12 protein-coding genes are annotated in these 14,152 nt (G+C 33.7%); 10 read left to right on the top strand and 2 right to left on the bottom strand.

The window, feature by feature from the left end:
- Positions 1–287 precede the first annotated feature (287 nt).
- Together polA and EV143_RS07700 are read left to right on the top strand one after the other, a co-directional pair.
- A complete protein-coding gene (polA, locus tag EV143_RS07695; protein ID WP_133507382.1) occupies positions 288–3,128 on the top strand; it encodes a DNA polymerase I in 2,841 nt (946 codons plus the stop codon).
- A 47-nt stretch (positions 3,129–3,175) separates the two neighbouring features.
- Positions 3,176–4,291 (top strand): hypothetical protein, encoded by a 1,116-nt coding sequence (locus EV143_RS07700; protein WP_133507383.1) that lies wholly within the window; start codon positions 3,176–3,178, stop codon positions 4,289–4,291.
- Positions 4,292–4,330: 39 nt separating this feature from the next.
- Here the strand turns inward: EV143_RS07700 and EV143_RS07705 are convergent, their stop codons facing one another.
- A complete protein-coding gene (locus EV143_RS07705) occupies positions 4,331–5,356 on the bottom strand; it encodes a LacI family DNA-binding transcriptional regulator (protein WP_133507384.1) in 1,026 nt (341 codons plus the stop codon).
- A gap of 204 nt (positions 5,357–5,560) precedes the next feature.
- Between EV143_RS07705 and EV143_RS07710 the strand changes: the two genes are divergently transcribed.
- From EV143_RS07710 to tsf, 6 genes are all read left to right on the top strand, one after another.
- Complete coding sequence (locus tag EV143_RS07710; protein ID WP_133507385.1) at positions 5,561–6,307, top strand: ferritin-like domain-containing protein; 747 nt, start codon at positions 5,561–5,563, stop codon at positions 6,305–6,307.
- A 26-nt stretch (positions 6,308–6,333) separates the two neighbouring features.
- Positions 6,334–7,146 (top strand): ferritin-like domain-containing protein, encoded by an 813-nt coding sequence (locus EV143_RS07715; RefSeq protein ID WP_133507386.1) that lies wholly within the window; start codon positions 6,334–6,336, stop codon positions 7,144–7,146.
- A 191-nt stretch (positions 7,147–7,337) separates the two neighbouring features.
- Positions 7,338–7,793, top strand: a complete 456-nt coding sequence (gene rplM, locus EV143_RS07720; protein ID WP_007808911.1) for a 50S ribosomal protein L13 — start codon at positions 7,338–7,340, stop codon at positions 7,791–7,793.
- On the top strand, positions 7,793–8,179 hold the full coding sequence (rpsI, locus tag EV143_RS07725; protein ID WP_007808909.1) for a 30S ribosomal protein S9: 387 nt from the start codon (positions 7,793–7,795) through the stop codon (positions 8,177–8,179). The genes rplM and rpsI overlap by 1 nt, the downstream gene beginning before the upstream one ends.
- 242 nt (positions 8,180–8,421) lie before the next feature.
- Positions 8,422–9,225: a 30S ribosomal protein S2 gene (rpsB, locus tag EV143_RS07730; RefSeq protein ID WP_133507387.1), complete on the top strand. Its 804-nt coding sequence runs from the start codon at positions 8,422–8,424 to the stop codon at positions 9,223–9,225.
- A gap of 137 nt (positions 9,226–9,362) precedes the next feature.
- On the top strand, positions 9,363–10,325 hold the full coding sequence (tsf, locus tag EV143_RS07735; protein WP_133507388.1) for a translation elongation factor Ts: 963 nt from the start codon (positions 9,363–9,365) through the stop codon (positions 10,323–10,325).
- A 69-nt stretch (positions 10,326–10,394) separates the two neighbouring features.
- On the opposite strand, the gene EV143_RS07740 is transcribed toward tsf, so the two are convergent.
- On the bottom strand, positions 10,395–12,512 hold the full coding sequence (locus EV143_RS07740; protein ID WP_133507389.1) for a M3 family metallopeptidase: 2,118 nt from the start codon (positions 12,510–12,512) through the stop codon (positions 10,395–10,397).
- Between the two features lie 182 nt (positions 12,513–12,694).
- Here EV143_RS07740 and EV143_RS07745 point away from each other — a divergent pair, with 182 nt between their 5' ends.
- Together EV143_RS07745 and EV143_RS07750 are read left to right on the top strand one after the other, a co-directional pair.
- Positions 12,695–13,354, top strand: a complete 660-nt coding sequence (locus EV143_RS07745; protein ID WP_133507390.1) for a queuosine precursor transporter — start codon at positions 12,695–12,697, stop codon at positions 13,352–13,354.
- Between the two features lie 20 nt (positions 13,355–13,374).
- Positions 13,375–14,046 (top strand): hypothetical protein, encoded by a 672-nt coding sequence (locus EV143_RS07750; protein ID WP_133507391.1) that lies wholly within the window; start codon positions 13,375–13,377, stop codon positions 14,044–14,046.
- Positions 14,047–14,152 lie beyond the last annotated feature (106 nt).

Below are 14,152 nucleotides of genomic sequence, written 5' to 3' on the forward strand. Positions count from 1 at the left end.
TTAAATTAATACCTTTTATTTTACAGATCAAAAGTACCTCAGTAAAATGAAGACAAAATGAAGAAATCTCCGAATAAAAAAATTTAACTAGACATTAACGTTTGGGGCATTTTACCATTTAAGTTATATAAGTTCATTTAATTTTTATGAATTGGGTAAGGTTTTAAACACTCCAGAATACGCCATTAGTAAAATGAACTTATATAACTTATATGGTGAAAAAAAAATCCTGATAGTCTAACTTTTGAGAACCCAATTGTTTATTTTTACAGACTAATATTTTTTTTATGTCAACTCAAAAACGTCTTTTTCTTCTCGATGCTTATGCATTAATTTTTCGTGGATATTATGCTTTTATAAAAAATCCGCGAATTAACTCAAAAGGAATGGATACATCGGCGATCATGGGATTCATGAATTCGCTTTTGGACGTTATTAAACGTGAAAAACCAGATCATTTGGCGGTTGCTTTCGATAAAGAAGGAAGCCAGGTAAGAACAGAAATGTATTCTGATTATAAAGCCAATCGTGATGCAACGCCTGAAGCAATTAAAATTGCAATTCCGTATATTCAGGATTTATTGAGAGCAATGCATATCCCGATTATTGAAATGGCGGGATGTGAAGCCGATGATTTAATTGGAACAATTGCAAAACAAGCCGAAAAAGAAAACTACAAAGTCTACATGGTTACGCCGGATAAGGATTTTGCACAATTAGTTTCTGAAAATATATTTATGTACAAACCAGCCCGTATGGGAAATGGTATTGAAATTTGGGGCGTTCCTGAAGTTTTAGCAAAATTTGAAATTGAAAGACCGGAGCAGGTTATTGATTTTCTTGGAATGATGGGTGATGCTGTCGATAATATTCCGGGATTACCAGGCGTTGGTGAAGTTACAGCCAAAAAATTCCTGAAAGAATATGGTTCAATGGAAAATCTTCTGGAAAATACTCATTTACTGAAAGGTAAAATGAAGGAAAATATAGAAGCCAATAAAGACAAAGGAATTTTATCTAAAAAACTAGCGACTATTATATGTGATTACGATGTTGTTTTCAACGAAAACGATTATGAACTTTCACGTCCTGATATTGAAAAAACCGATGCTATTTTTCAGGAATTGGAATTTAGAAGAATGGCTGAACAATTTGATAATTTGTTTAAAATTGGTGGTGGAAATGAATTAGCAAATAAAGCCGACGAAGCCAAATTATACAAAAAACCACAACCTAAAAACGAAGATCAGTTTGATCTTTTTGGAGGCGGTGCCACTACCGATGAAAATAATGAAGAGAGAACTTCATTTTACAATACTTTAGAAAACACACCTCACTCCTATCAGGCTATCGAAGGCGATTTGGGAATTAAATTGCTTTTGCAAAATTTACAAAAACAAACTTCTGTATGTTTTGATACTGAAACCACTGGTTTAGATGCTTTGCACGCTGAATTGGTTGGAATTTCTTTCTCTTACGAAAAAGGGAAAGGGTATTATGTTCCTTTTCCGGAAAGTCAGGAAGAATCTCAGGTTTTAATTGACAAATTTATTCCGTTTTTTGAAAATGAAAATATCGAGAAAATTGGTCAGAATTTAAAATACGATTTAAAAATCCTTTCTAATTATGGCGTAACCGTAAAAGGAAAACTTTTTGACACTATGATTGCGCATTATTTGATTAATCCGGATATGCGTCATAATATGGATATTTTAGCGGAAACGTATTTAAAATATTCTCCAAAATCAATCGAAACTTTAATTGGTAAAAAAGGGAAAAACCAGATTTCGATGCGTGATGTTGCTTTGGAAGAAATCAAAGAATATGCTGCTGAAGATGCCGATATTACATTACAATTAAAAGAAGTTTTTACAACTGAATTAGACAAAACCGAAACCAAAAAGTTATTTGATGAAATCGAAATTCCGTTAGTAAGCGTTTTAGCTGATATGGAAACCGAAGGAATTCGTTTAGATGTTGAATTCTTAAGTGCCATGTCTAAAGAAATGGAGGTTGAGATTAAATCTTTAGAACAAAAAATATACGAAACTGCCGGCGAGAAATTCAATTTGGCTTCTCCGAAACAACTGGGAGATATTTTATTCGACAAAATGAAAATTGGCGGCGCAAAACAAAAGAAAACCAAAACCGGTCAATATGCGACTGGCGAAGAGGTTTTAACGTATTTAGCAAACGATAATCCAATTGTGAAGGAAATTCTCGATTGGCGTCAAATGGTGAAATTACAAAGCACTTATATTTTGGCTTTGCCGGAACAAGTCGACAAAAAAACATTAAGAGTTCATACAGATTATATGCAAACGGTTGCCGCAACGGGACGTTTGAGTTCTAATAATCCGAACTTGCAAAATATTCCGATTCGTACCGAAAGAGGTCGTCAGATTCGTAAAGCATTCGTAGCTCGCGATGAAAACCATACTTTAATTTCTGCGGATTACTCTCAGATAGAATTAAGAATTATCGCTGCTTTAAGCGGTGAAGAAAACATGATTAAAGCTTTTCAGGACGGAGAAGATATTCACCGGGCAACTGCTGCAAAAGTTTTTAATGTTCCGTTAGAAGAAGTTTCCCGCGAACAAAGAAGTAATGCAAAAACCGTAAACTTCGGAATTATATATGGTGTTTCTGCATTCGGATTAAGCAATCAGACTTCATTATCACGCAGCGAAAGTGCTGCATTGATTGAGGCTTATTATAATACATATCCGAGACTGAAATCATACATTCAGGAACAAGTAGAATTTGCCCGTGAAAAAGGATATGTACAAACCATTTTAGGTCGTCGCCGTTATTTAAAAGATATTAACTCTGCAAACGCCGTTGTTAGAAGTGCTGCTGAAAGAAATGCTGTAAATGCTCCAATTCAGGGAAGTGCTGCCGATGTTATTAAAATTGCGATGATCAACATTCATAAAAAGCTAAAAGAAGAAAACTGGAAATCTAAAATGTTGCTGCAAGTACATGATGAGCTTGTGTTTGATGTGCACAACGACGAATTAGAAAAAATCCAGCCGATGATTAAACATGAAATGGAAAACGCCTTTATAATGACGGTTCCTTTAGATGTTGAGTTAGGTTTGGGTGCAGATTGGCTGGCGGCGCATTAATAATTTTAGCTTTTAGATTTCTCATAAAACCATTCAGTATTAGAATAATGAAAAAAGTACTTGTATTCTTTTTTGTATTTCATTCCATAATTGCAATTTGTCAGGATAGAATTTACTATCTGGAAGGAACTTTGGGAAAAAGTAAAATTTACATGAAAATTGAGGTTTATAAAGACAATCAGGAGACAAGTTTAACTGCTACTTATTTTTATCAGAATTCATTAAAAGATATTCAATTAAAAGGAGCAAAAAACGACAGCTATACTTTCTATTTTAAACCAAACGATGTTATTACAGAGAAATTTTATCTAAAAAAAGACACTAAAGATCAATTTCAGGGATTATGGTATAATAGCGCCGGAAAACAATTTCCGGTTCAGTTGCAGCCAATCGATTTTTCAAATTACAAATCAAATTTAGATGGCCGTTATGCCGATGATAAACTAAACCTTGTAAAATGTAAATTTCTTGAATTCAAAAAACAAAAAACTACATCTTATAAAAATAAAGAATTTGTCTGGTATTCTGAAAAACATTGTGAGTCAGATTTTTTTAGATTGGGAAATAATTTTTCAGATAAAAACAAAGCTGTTATAAATCCTATTTTAGAAAAAATACATATCGAAAACACTTTAGACCAATTAAATTGTACTTCTAGTTTTGAATATAGTGAAGGAAAAGGAATAGAAGGAAATTCAACAATAAATTTTTTGAATCAAAACTTATTGGGTTTTCAAATTTCAAATGCTTGGGATTGTGGAGGCGCGCATCCTGATTTTGGAAGCAGTAGTTATTTGATTGATTTAAATAATGGCAAAAATTATGAAATAGACGATATACTTGCTTTTGATAAAAGTGTTACTACAGAAAAAGGAAGTGATTTTTCTAGTTTTTCTAAATACAGAAGTACTTTTTTTGCTCCTAAATTACTGGCAGTTCTCAATTCTGTTGAGTATTTTGTAAAACCAAAAGATGAAAGTGATCCGTGCGATTATACTAATGAGGAATATTGGGATTTTCCTTCATGGAATTTCACCGAACAAGGCATTGAATTCACACCAATTTTCGCCCGAGTAGAAAGATCTTGCGAAGAGCCTTTTTTAGCACCGTTTGAAAAACTAAAAAAATATAAAAATCCAAAATTTCCTTATAACCTAGAATAAAAAAAATCCATCAGTTGCGGCTGATGGATTTTTTTCGTTTTATGCTTTTCGAGTAGATTCTCGTTCTTTTAATTTTGTTTTGATGACGATGGTTTCGTAATCTGAAGTTTCTTCTTCTGATTCTTCCAAACGTTTGATTAACTGTTTGGCGGCCACTTCTCCAATTTCAATTCCGTGCTGGCTTATTGTTGTCAAACTTGGGGACAAACGTCTTGAAGCTAAAATTCCGTCAGCAAATCCTATTATCGAAATATCTTCGGGAACTTTAAATCCTTTTTTCAGACTCACTCTTAAAGCGGCAACTGAATCATTTTCATCCAAAGCAAAGATTGCGTCAATTTTGTTGTCAAAAATAGCATCAATTTTGGCTTTCATATCATCTTCAGAATCGGTACGAAGAATAATTTTTTCGTTTACCGGAATATTATTGTCTTTTAAAGCTTTCAAATATCCGTCAGCTCTCAATTTTCCAACACTCAAATTGTCTACAGAAGAAATCAAGGCAATATTTTTACATCCCAAATTAATTAAATGCTGTGTAGAATTCAAGGCCGAATCAAAATCATCAACTACAACTTTATCGCATTCAACTTCATCTGCAATTCTATCAAACATTACGATTGGAGTTCCGTCGTTTATAATTGCTGAGAAATGATTGTACTCCTGTAATTTCTGCGCTTCTTCTGAAACTGACAGAATAAATCCGTCAATTGTTCCGTTGCTCAACATTTCAAGTGTATGAATTTCTTTTTCTAAAGATTCATTCGAAATACACGTAATTACATTATATCCTTTTTTATCGGCTACTTTTTCGATACCACTAAAAACCTTCGCAAAAAAGGAGTTTAATATATTAGGTATAATTACTCCGATTGTTTTGGTTTTGCGATTCTTCAAATTCAGACCAATAACGTTAGGCTTATAATTTTTGAGTTTGGCATACTCCTTAATCTTCACCTTTGTTTGCTCGCTTATTTCAGGGCTATCATTAAGTGCCTTAGAAACAGTTGAAACAGAAACATTAAGTTCTTTCGCAATTTGTTTTAGAGTTGCTTTAGCTTTCATTTAAAAATAATTTGATGTAATTAATACAAATATAGTAGAATTACCGAGAATAAAACAAAAATCGTACTAGTCCGATTTACAACTTGTAAGAAGTTTTTTTAAAAAAAATTAAAAATAACACGCATTTCCTAAAACCGCTTATCATAAAATTACGTTAATGAATTAATATGCTGTTAATAACCTTTATTAAAAAAACTAGAAATTATGAAAAACGAAGTTAAAATTCATGAAGTAGATCCTTCATTGAATACTAGAAGGAGCTTCCTTAAGCTCGGTGGTTTGACATTAGTAACAGCCGGTTTAGTTATGGCCGGTTGCAGCGACAACGATAATGACGAACCTATGGAGGACACCTCTTTACCCGGAGTAAGAAATGGGGTATTCGATTTAGGTTCCGGAGATTTCGGCGTATTAACGTACGCGTATGCTTTAGAGCAATTAGAGGCTGATTTTTACACTAAAGTTGTAAATGCTTCAGGTTTCAATGCTACCTTTAATGACATTGAACGTCAGGTGCTGACTGATTTATATCACCATGAAGTAATTCACAGAGATTTTTTTAAAGCTGCCTTAACTGGTGGACTTCCTGATCCAAGTTCGCAATTACTTCCTTCATTGGCATTTAATTACGGATCGTTAAATTTTAACAGCCGTACCGAAGTTCTTGCTACTGCAAAAGCATTGGAAGATACTGGAGTTGCTGCTTATAATGGAGCCGGAAAACTAATTAAAACTCCTGCATACTTATTATTAGCAGGAAAAATTGTTTCGGTAGAAGCACGTCATGCTTCTGCAATCAGAAGCTTAATTAACCCAAATTCTAGTGATTTTGCGGGTGATGATATTGTAAGTACTTCAAGCGGATTAGATGCTGCTAAAGATCCTTCTAAAATTTTACCAATTGCGGGAGGTTTCATTACCACAAAATTTACTGCCAAATATTTACCTTAATCTTAACTAGCTAAAACTTAGAAATTATGAATATTTTAAAATTTATAGAAACTTTTACTGATGATAGCTTAATGAGAAGCACTGGTTCTCGAAGAGATAGTTTTAATCAGTTTGGAAGCATTGGGAAAAATCTTGCGCTGGCATCTATCCCTTTCGGATTATCTGCTATGGCGAATAAAGCATTAGCTAAAGATATCACTGCAACACCAGCGACTCCAATTGGAGCTCTGCAGTTTGCATTAACATTAGAATATCTTGAAAATGAATTTTATGCTATGGCATTAGATTCTGGAGTAATTCCGGCATCAGAAAATGGCGGGCGTGACTTAAAAGTTTTTCAGCAAATATCAGCACACGAAGCAGATCACGTTAATTTTTTAATTACAGGATTGGGCGGAACAGCAAGTGCTAATTTTGTTCCTAAACCAACTTTTGATTTTACTGTTGGAGGAGCATTTGATCCTTTTAATGATTACCCAACGTTTTTAGCATTAGCTCAAGCTTTTGAAGATACAGGTGTTAGAGCATATAAAGGTCAGGCAGCAAATTTAATAACTACTCCGGACTTATTAACAGCAGCATTACAAATACATTCTGTAGAAGCACGTCATGCATCAGAAGTACGTCGCTTACGCGGCTTAAAAGGATGGATCTCAAATGAAGAAAGAGGTGCCGGAATGCCCGCAGCAACACAAGCTGTTTATGCTGGCGAAGGAGTTACGATGCAGGCAGGATACAACACTTCAACTTTATTTGGAGCTGCGGCAGGTTCTGAAGCTTATGATGAGCCACTTACAACGCAACAAGTTGTAGATATTGCCAATTTATTTATTGTTTAACAAAACAATTCTAAATATTGAACCACCTTCGCGTTATTGTGAAGGTGGTTTTTTTTATTCTTTTAAATAAAAAAGGGAGACGCTGATTTTCAGTACATAAAATAATCTTTTCAGGTATTTGGTTTTAAAATAATTAATTGTACTTTTGCATCCCCTTTATTGGGGATGGAATGTTTAATTAAAATAATATTATGGACGCATTAAGCTACAAGACAATTTCAGCTAGCAAAGCCACTGTAACGAAAGAGTGGATCGTTGTAGACGCTGAAGGTCATAACTTAGGTCGTCTTGCTTCAAAGGTTGCAATGATCTTAAGAGGTAAGTACAAACCAAGTTACACACCGCACGTTGACTGTGGAGATAACGTAATTGTTATCAACTCAGAAAAAATTAACCTTACAGGTACAAAAATGAATGACAAAATTTACATGCGTCATACAGGTTACCCAGGAGGACAAAGAACTTTAACTGCTAAAGTATTGCAATCTAAAAACCCTGCATTACTAGTAGAGAAAGCTGTAAAAGGAATGTTACCTAAAAATAAATTAGGGGCTGAACTTTTTAGAAATCTAAATGTTGTTGTAGGATCTGAGCACAAACAAGGCGCTCAAAAACCTAGAACTGTTAACCTAAACGATCTTAAGTAATGGGAGTTATTCACAAAATCGGTAGAAGAAAAACCGCTGTTGCACGTGTATATGTTTCTGAAGGAACAGGAAAAATCACTGTAAACAAAAAAGAATTCGCAACTTACTTTCCAACTGCAACTTTACAATACAAAGTTTTACAACCAATGTCTATGACAGAAAATGTAAACAACTTTGATGTAAAAGTAAACGTTTACGGAGGTGGTTCAACTGGTCAGGCAGAAGCTGTAAGAATGGCATTAGCACGCGTTATGTGTGAAGTAAATGCTGAAAACAGAGCTATCTTAAAACCAGAAGGTTTATTAACAAGAGATCCAAGAATGGTTGAACGTAAGAAATTCGGTCAGAAGAAAGCTCGTAAGAGATTCCAATTCTCTAAACGTTAATATTACCTGTCTTGTGCATATGGTACAAGACATCATCAATTTATTGAAATTAAAAAACACAGTTGTTGTTGCTCTCCTATCGAGGTAGGAAATAGTTTAGCATCTAAATGAAACTGGGATTGAAAAATTAAAAAAATTGAATTATTAAAAGATTTCACTGAAACTTTTAAATCTTTAAATTTTTAAATCATTAAATCCAAAACGGGACATTGCTAATCAACAGAACGTAAACTAGTACAAAAATGGCAAACAAAATAGAAGTAAAAGACTTACTAGAAGCAGGTGTTCACTTTGGACACATGACTAGAAAATGGGATCCTAATATGGCCCCTTACATTTATATGGAGCGTAATGGTATTCACATTATCAATCTATATAAAACTGCAGCAAAAATTGAAGAAGCTAATGAAGCTTTGAAAAAAATCGCTGCATCAGGTAGAAAAATCTTATTCGTAGCTACCAAAAAACAAGCTAAAGACATCGTTGCTGAAAAAGCAAAGGCTGCAAACATGCCTTACATCACTGAAAGATGGCCTGGTGGAATGCTAACTAACTTCGTAACTATCAGAAAGGCAGTTAAAAAAATGTCTTCTATTGATAAAATGAAGAAAGATGGTACTTTCATGACGTTATCTAAAAAAGAGCGTTTGCAAGTTGATCGTCTACGTGCTAAATTAGAGAAAAACTTAGGTTCAATCGCTGACATGTCTAGACTACCAGCTGCATTGTTCGTAGTAGATATCAAAGCTGAACATATCGCAATAAAAGAAGCACAAAAATTAAACATTCCAGTTTTCGCAATGGTTGATACGAATTCTGACCCAAGAGAGGTTGATTACGTTATTCCTGCAAATGATGATGCTTCTAAATCAATTGACAAAATTTTATCTTTAGTTACTGCTGCTGTAATCGACGGTCTTTCTGACAGAGGTTCTGATAAAGAAGCTGAAGTTTTCACAGAAGAAGCTCCAGCTACTGAAGCTGCTGCTCCAGATGTTGAAGCTGCACCGGCTGTTGAAGCTGCTGCTCCTGCAACTGAAGAATAAATCAAATTTTAAATTCCAAATTTTAAATTCCAAAATCCAAGCACAAATTAAAAACGTTATGTTGATAATTTAATAAAATTGGAGTTTGGAATTTAAAAGATGGAATTTTTACTTTTAACATTAAAATTCAAAATATTATGGCAACAATTACTGCTGCAGACGTAAATAAATTAAGACAAACTACAGGTGCCGGAATGATGGACTGTAAAAAAGCTTTAGTTGAAGCTGATGGTGATTTCGATAAAGCTATTCAAGTCCTAAGAGAAAAAGGACAAAAAGTTGCTGCTAACCGTTCTGACCGTGAGTCTTCTGAAGGAGCTGCTGTTTCTTTTGTTAATGCTGACAACACTAAAGGAGCAATCATCACTTTAAACTGCGAAACAGATTTCGTAGGTAAAAATGAAGCTTTCGTAACTTTAGCTAAAGAATTAGTAGAAAGAGCTATCAATTTCTCTTCTAAAGAAGAATTCTTAGCGTCAGATTTCAACGGACTTACTGTTGCTGAAAAATTAATCGAGCAAACTGGAGTTATCGGTGAAAAAATCGAAATCGGTGGTTTTGAAATTTTAGAAGGTGCTTTCGTTGGATCTTATGTTCACGTTAACAAAATTGCTGCATTAACTGCAATTTCTGCTGCAATTCCTAACGCTGACGTTTTAACTAAAGATGTTTCTATGCAAGTTGCTTCTATGGGAGCTGATACATTATCTTACAAAGATTTTGATCCTGCTTTCGTTGAATCTGAACTTGCTGCTCGTATTGCTGTAATCGAAAAGGATAATGAAGAAGCAAAACGTTTAGGAAAAACTTTAAAAAATGTTCCTAAATATATTTCTTACTCTCAATTAACTGAAGAAGTTATCAAACAAGCGGAAGAAGATGCTAAAGCTGAATTAAAAGCCGAAGGTAAACCAGAACAAATTTGGGATAAAATTATTCCAGGAAAAGTACAGCGTTTCATCTCTGACAATACAACTTTAGATCAGGAAAAAGCTTTATTAGATCAAAACTTCATCAAAGATGATAGTAAAAAAGTTGGTGATTATGTTAAAGGATACAATGTTGAAATTACAGGTTTCAAAAGAGTTACTCTAGGTTAATATATTATTTCAATATAAAAAAGCCCGAATATTTATTTATTCGGGCTTTTTTTATGCTGCTTTTTTCTATTATTTTTTATCGACAATAGGAAAATCTCTGGCACGCATTAAAGCATCAGACTTGGGAGATCTTCCTCTGAAATTCTCATAAGCTTTTTCCTGATCAATCGTATTTCCTACGCTAAAAACAGTATCATAAAGTCGTTTTGCAACTGCTTTATCATAAGGCCCTTTTCCTTCTGTAAATGCTTCGTAGGCATCAGCGTTGATAACATCAGCCCACAAGTAACTATAATAACCTGCAGCGTATCCATCGCTAGAGAAAATATGTGCAAATTGCGGAATTCTGTGGCGCATTACAATCTCAGATGGCATATGAAGCACATCTAAGTTTTCTTTCTCAAATTTATGAGGATCAATAGTTTCTGTAGCTAAATGAAGCTTCATATCAATTAATGAACTTGATATTGTTTCTACAGTCGCAAAGCCTTCATTAAAATTTGCTGCTTTTTCAATTCTATCCACTAATGATTGTGGTAACGGTTGATTGGTTTTGTAATGCAAAGCAAACTTATTCAACACTTCAGGAGTAGCCAGCCAGTGTTCTAATAGTTGCGACGGAAATTCAACATAATCTCTCGCAACCGCAGTTCCGGCCAAACTCGGATACGTTACATTTGAACATAAACCGTGTAATGCATGTCCAAATTCATGAAACAATGTAGTGGCATCAGTCCAGGAAATTAAAACAGGCTCATTTTCTGCTCCTTTTATAAAATTACAATTATTAGATACAATTGTAAGCACATCTCCGTCAAGTTTCTGCTGATCACGATGAGAATTCATCCACGCACCCGAACGCTTTCCTGCGCGAGCATAAGGGTCAAAATACCAAAGGCCAACGGCTTTTCCGGTAATTTTATTACTTACTTCCCAAACACGAACGTCAGGATGATAAACGGGAACATTAGTAATTGGTTTAAAACTCAAATTAAATAATTCACCGGCAACCCAAAACATCCCTTCACGTAATTTTTCAAGCTGCAAATAAGGTTTAACTTCATTTTGATCTAGATCATATTTTGCTTTTCTAACTTTTTCAGCATAAAAACGATAATCCCAAGGCTGAATTTTAAAATTACCTCCTTCAGTATCTACTATTTTTTGCATTGCTGCAACATCCTGATGTACTTTTTCTACAGCCGGTTCCCAAACTGACATCATAAGATCGAGTGTTTTCTTCGGATCTTTTGCCATTTTATTAGACAAACTCCAATCTGCAAAAGTAGGAAATCCTAATAATTTTGCTTTTTCTGTGCGCAATTGTAAAATAGAAACTAATGTAGAATTGTTGTCATTTTCATTACCATTATCACCACGTTTTACAAAAATATCAAAAGCTTTTTCACGCAAATCTCTGCGATTTGAAAATGTCAAAAATGGTTCAATTGATGAACGTGTGTTCGCAATAATTCCTAAAGCATCAATTTTTCTTTCTTTTGCTTCGGCGATTGCAGCATTTTTTACTTCAACAGGCAATCCATCAAAATCACTTTCTGCTTTTAGGGCAACGTATTGATTGTGTTCTTCTGCCAATAAATTTTGACTAAAACGTGTAAAAAGCGTTGCTAGTTCCTGATTGATTTTAGTGACTTTTTCTTTGTCTTTTTCATTTAACTTAGCGCCTTCACGAACAAAATTAGTATAATACAACCAAATTAATCGTTGTTGTTCGCTAGTCAGTTTTTTGCTTTCTTTGGCATTATACAAGGTTTCGATTCTCGCAAAAAGCTTTTTATTTTGATTGATTTTATCTCTGAATTCAGAAAATTTAGGAGACATTTCTCTATCAACAACATTAAATTCAGGACTACTTAAATTAGACCTGTAGATGCCGTAAACGGTATTAACTCGCGAAATTGTTTTACCTGAAAGTTCCAGAGCAGCAATTGTGTTATCAAAATTTGGCGCTTGTGGATTGTTGGCAATAGCATCGATTTCATTTAGTTTTTCCTGAATCGCAAATTCTATTGCAGGTTTAAAGTCGGAAACTTTATATTCATTAAAAGCAGGAACTCCTCCGTAAGGCCCTGTCCATTTTTTTAACAATGGATTATCAGAATTGGTTTGTGCGTTAGCCGTAAAAAATGTTGTACTCATGATAAAAACTGACATTAATTTTTTCATTCTCATTAATTGATTTTTAGATAATAAAAATGGTTATACTCAAAAGTAACCAAAAATCATTAACCAAAGTGAACTTTAACTTTGAGATTCTCTTTATAAAAAACCTTCAATTTTAAAAATATAATCCATTATTAAATTATATTTAAATAGCTTAAATTTGAATTATCATTTACCAGACCACAATGTTTAAAACCAAAAAAGAAATTGTTTTTGTAATTCTAGCCGGAATTTTTATAACGAATGCTGTTGTAGCAGAATTAATAGGAGGGAAATTAATTCAGATTGGACCATTTGTAATGAGTATTGGAATTTTGCCATGGCCGATTGTTTTTCTTACTACAGATTTAATCAACGAATATTTTGGAGAAAAGGGTGTTAAAAAACTTTCTTTGATAACTGCATGTTTGATTGCATATGCTTTTTTAATCTTATTTATGGCCATCGTAATTCCCGCTGCAAAAGGAATTAGTCCTGTAAATGATGAACAATTTCAGGCTGTTTTTGGGCAAAGTATGTGGATTATCGTAGGAAGTTTAATTGCTTTTATGGCATCTCAATTAATAGACGTTTCGATATTTTGGTTTTTTAAAAGACGAACCGGTGAAAGAAAAATATGGCTGAGGACAACGGGATCAACAGTAATTTCACAACTATTTGATTCTTTCATCGTACTTGGAATTGCATTTTGGTTACCCGGAAAAATTGATTTTGATACTTTTATTTCTTCTGCATTAACAGGTTATGTGTTTAAACTTTCTGTTGCGGTAGTTTTAACTCCACTTATTTATGCAGGACATCATTTGATTAAAAAATATTTAGAAGAAGAAGAAAATAATTCTTAATTTTAGATAAAGGTATCGCAATGAAAAAAACTTATATACTTATACTTCTAATAGTAACGTATTGCTTCTATGGTTGCGATAATCAGAAAAAACCACCCAAGAAAGAAATCTTACGTCCTGTAAGCGCTTTAAAATCAGCTCCTAAAAAAACGCTAAAAACAACTTCTTTAGATACTGTAGCCATTACGAATGATCTTAAAAAGATGAACTCTCATAAAAAAAATAATTTTATTGCCAAAGATGAAATTCCAGTCATCCCACAAATTCAAAACGATACACCGGTAAATAACACGCTAGACCTCAGCGAAGAGGGCAATAAAACTTTAATGACATTTGCTAATTTACGTAAGATTCTTTCCGGCAGTAAAATTGGCGAGACTTTAACTCAAAAACAATTAACCCAAAATTTTGAAATTCCTGAAGAAGCTGTTAAAATAGTAAAAAGCATTACAAAAACTGCCGAAGATGAAATTGCAGTAAAATGGCGTTCGACCTGGTTTATAGAAAAAGTTTCAGATGCAAAATTTAAAGACGGCTTAATGAAAATTAGATTTAAAGCTAATAAACTCTACACCTCCGGAAGCGCAATTGGCATTAAGCACGATAAAAGAATATACCATGAACTTGTCATAATTGGCCGTTCTGCTTATATTCCCGGTGTAAAAGGGTATAGTTGGCAAATAGGAAAATAAATCATAAAATCAGACACTTGATTTTCAGTATATTATAAAAAAATGTTAATTAAGGCCGAAAATACTTATTATAAGCTGCTTAAATGTCAAAAAAGATGCTATTTTT

This window comes from Flavobacterium chryseum (assembly GCF_004362015.1).
Taxonomy (GTDB): Bacteria; Bacteroidota; Bacteroidia; order Flavobacteriales; family Flavobacteriaceae; genus Flavobacterium.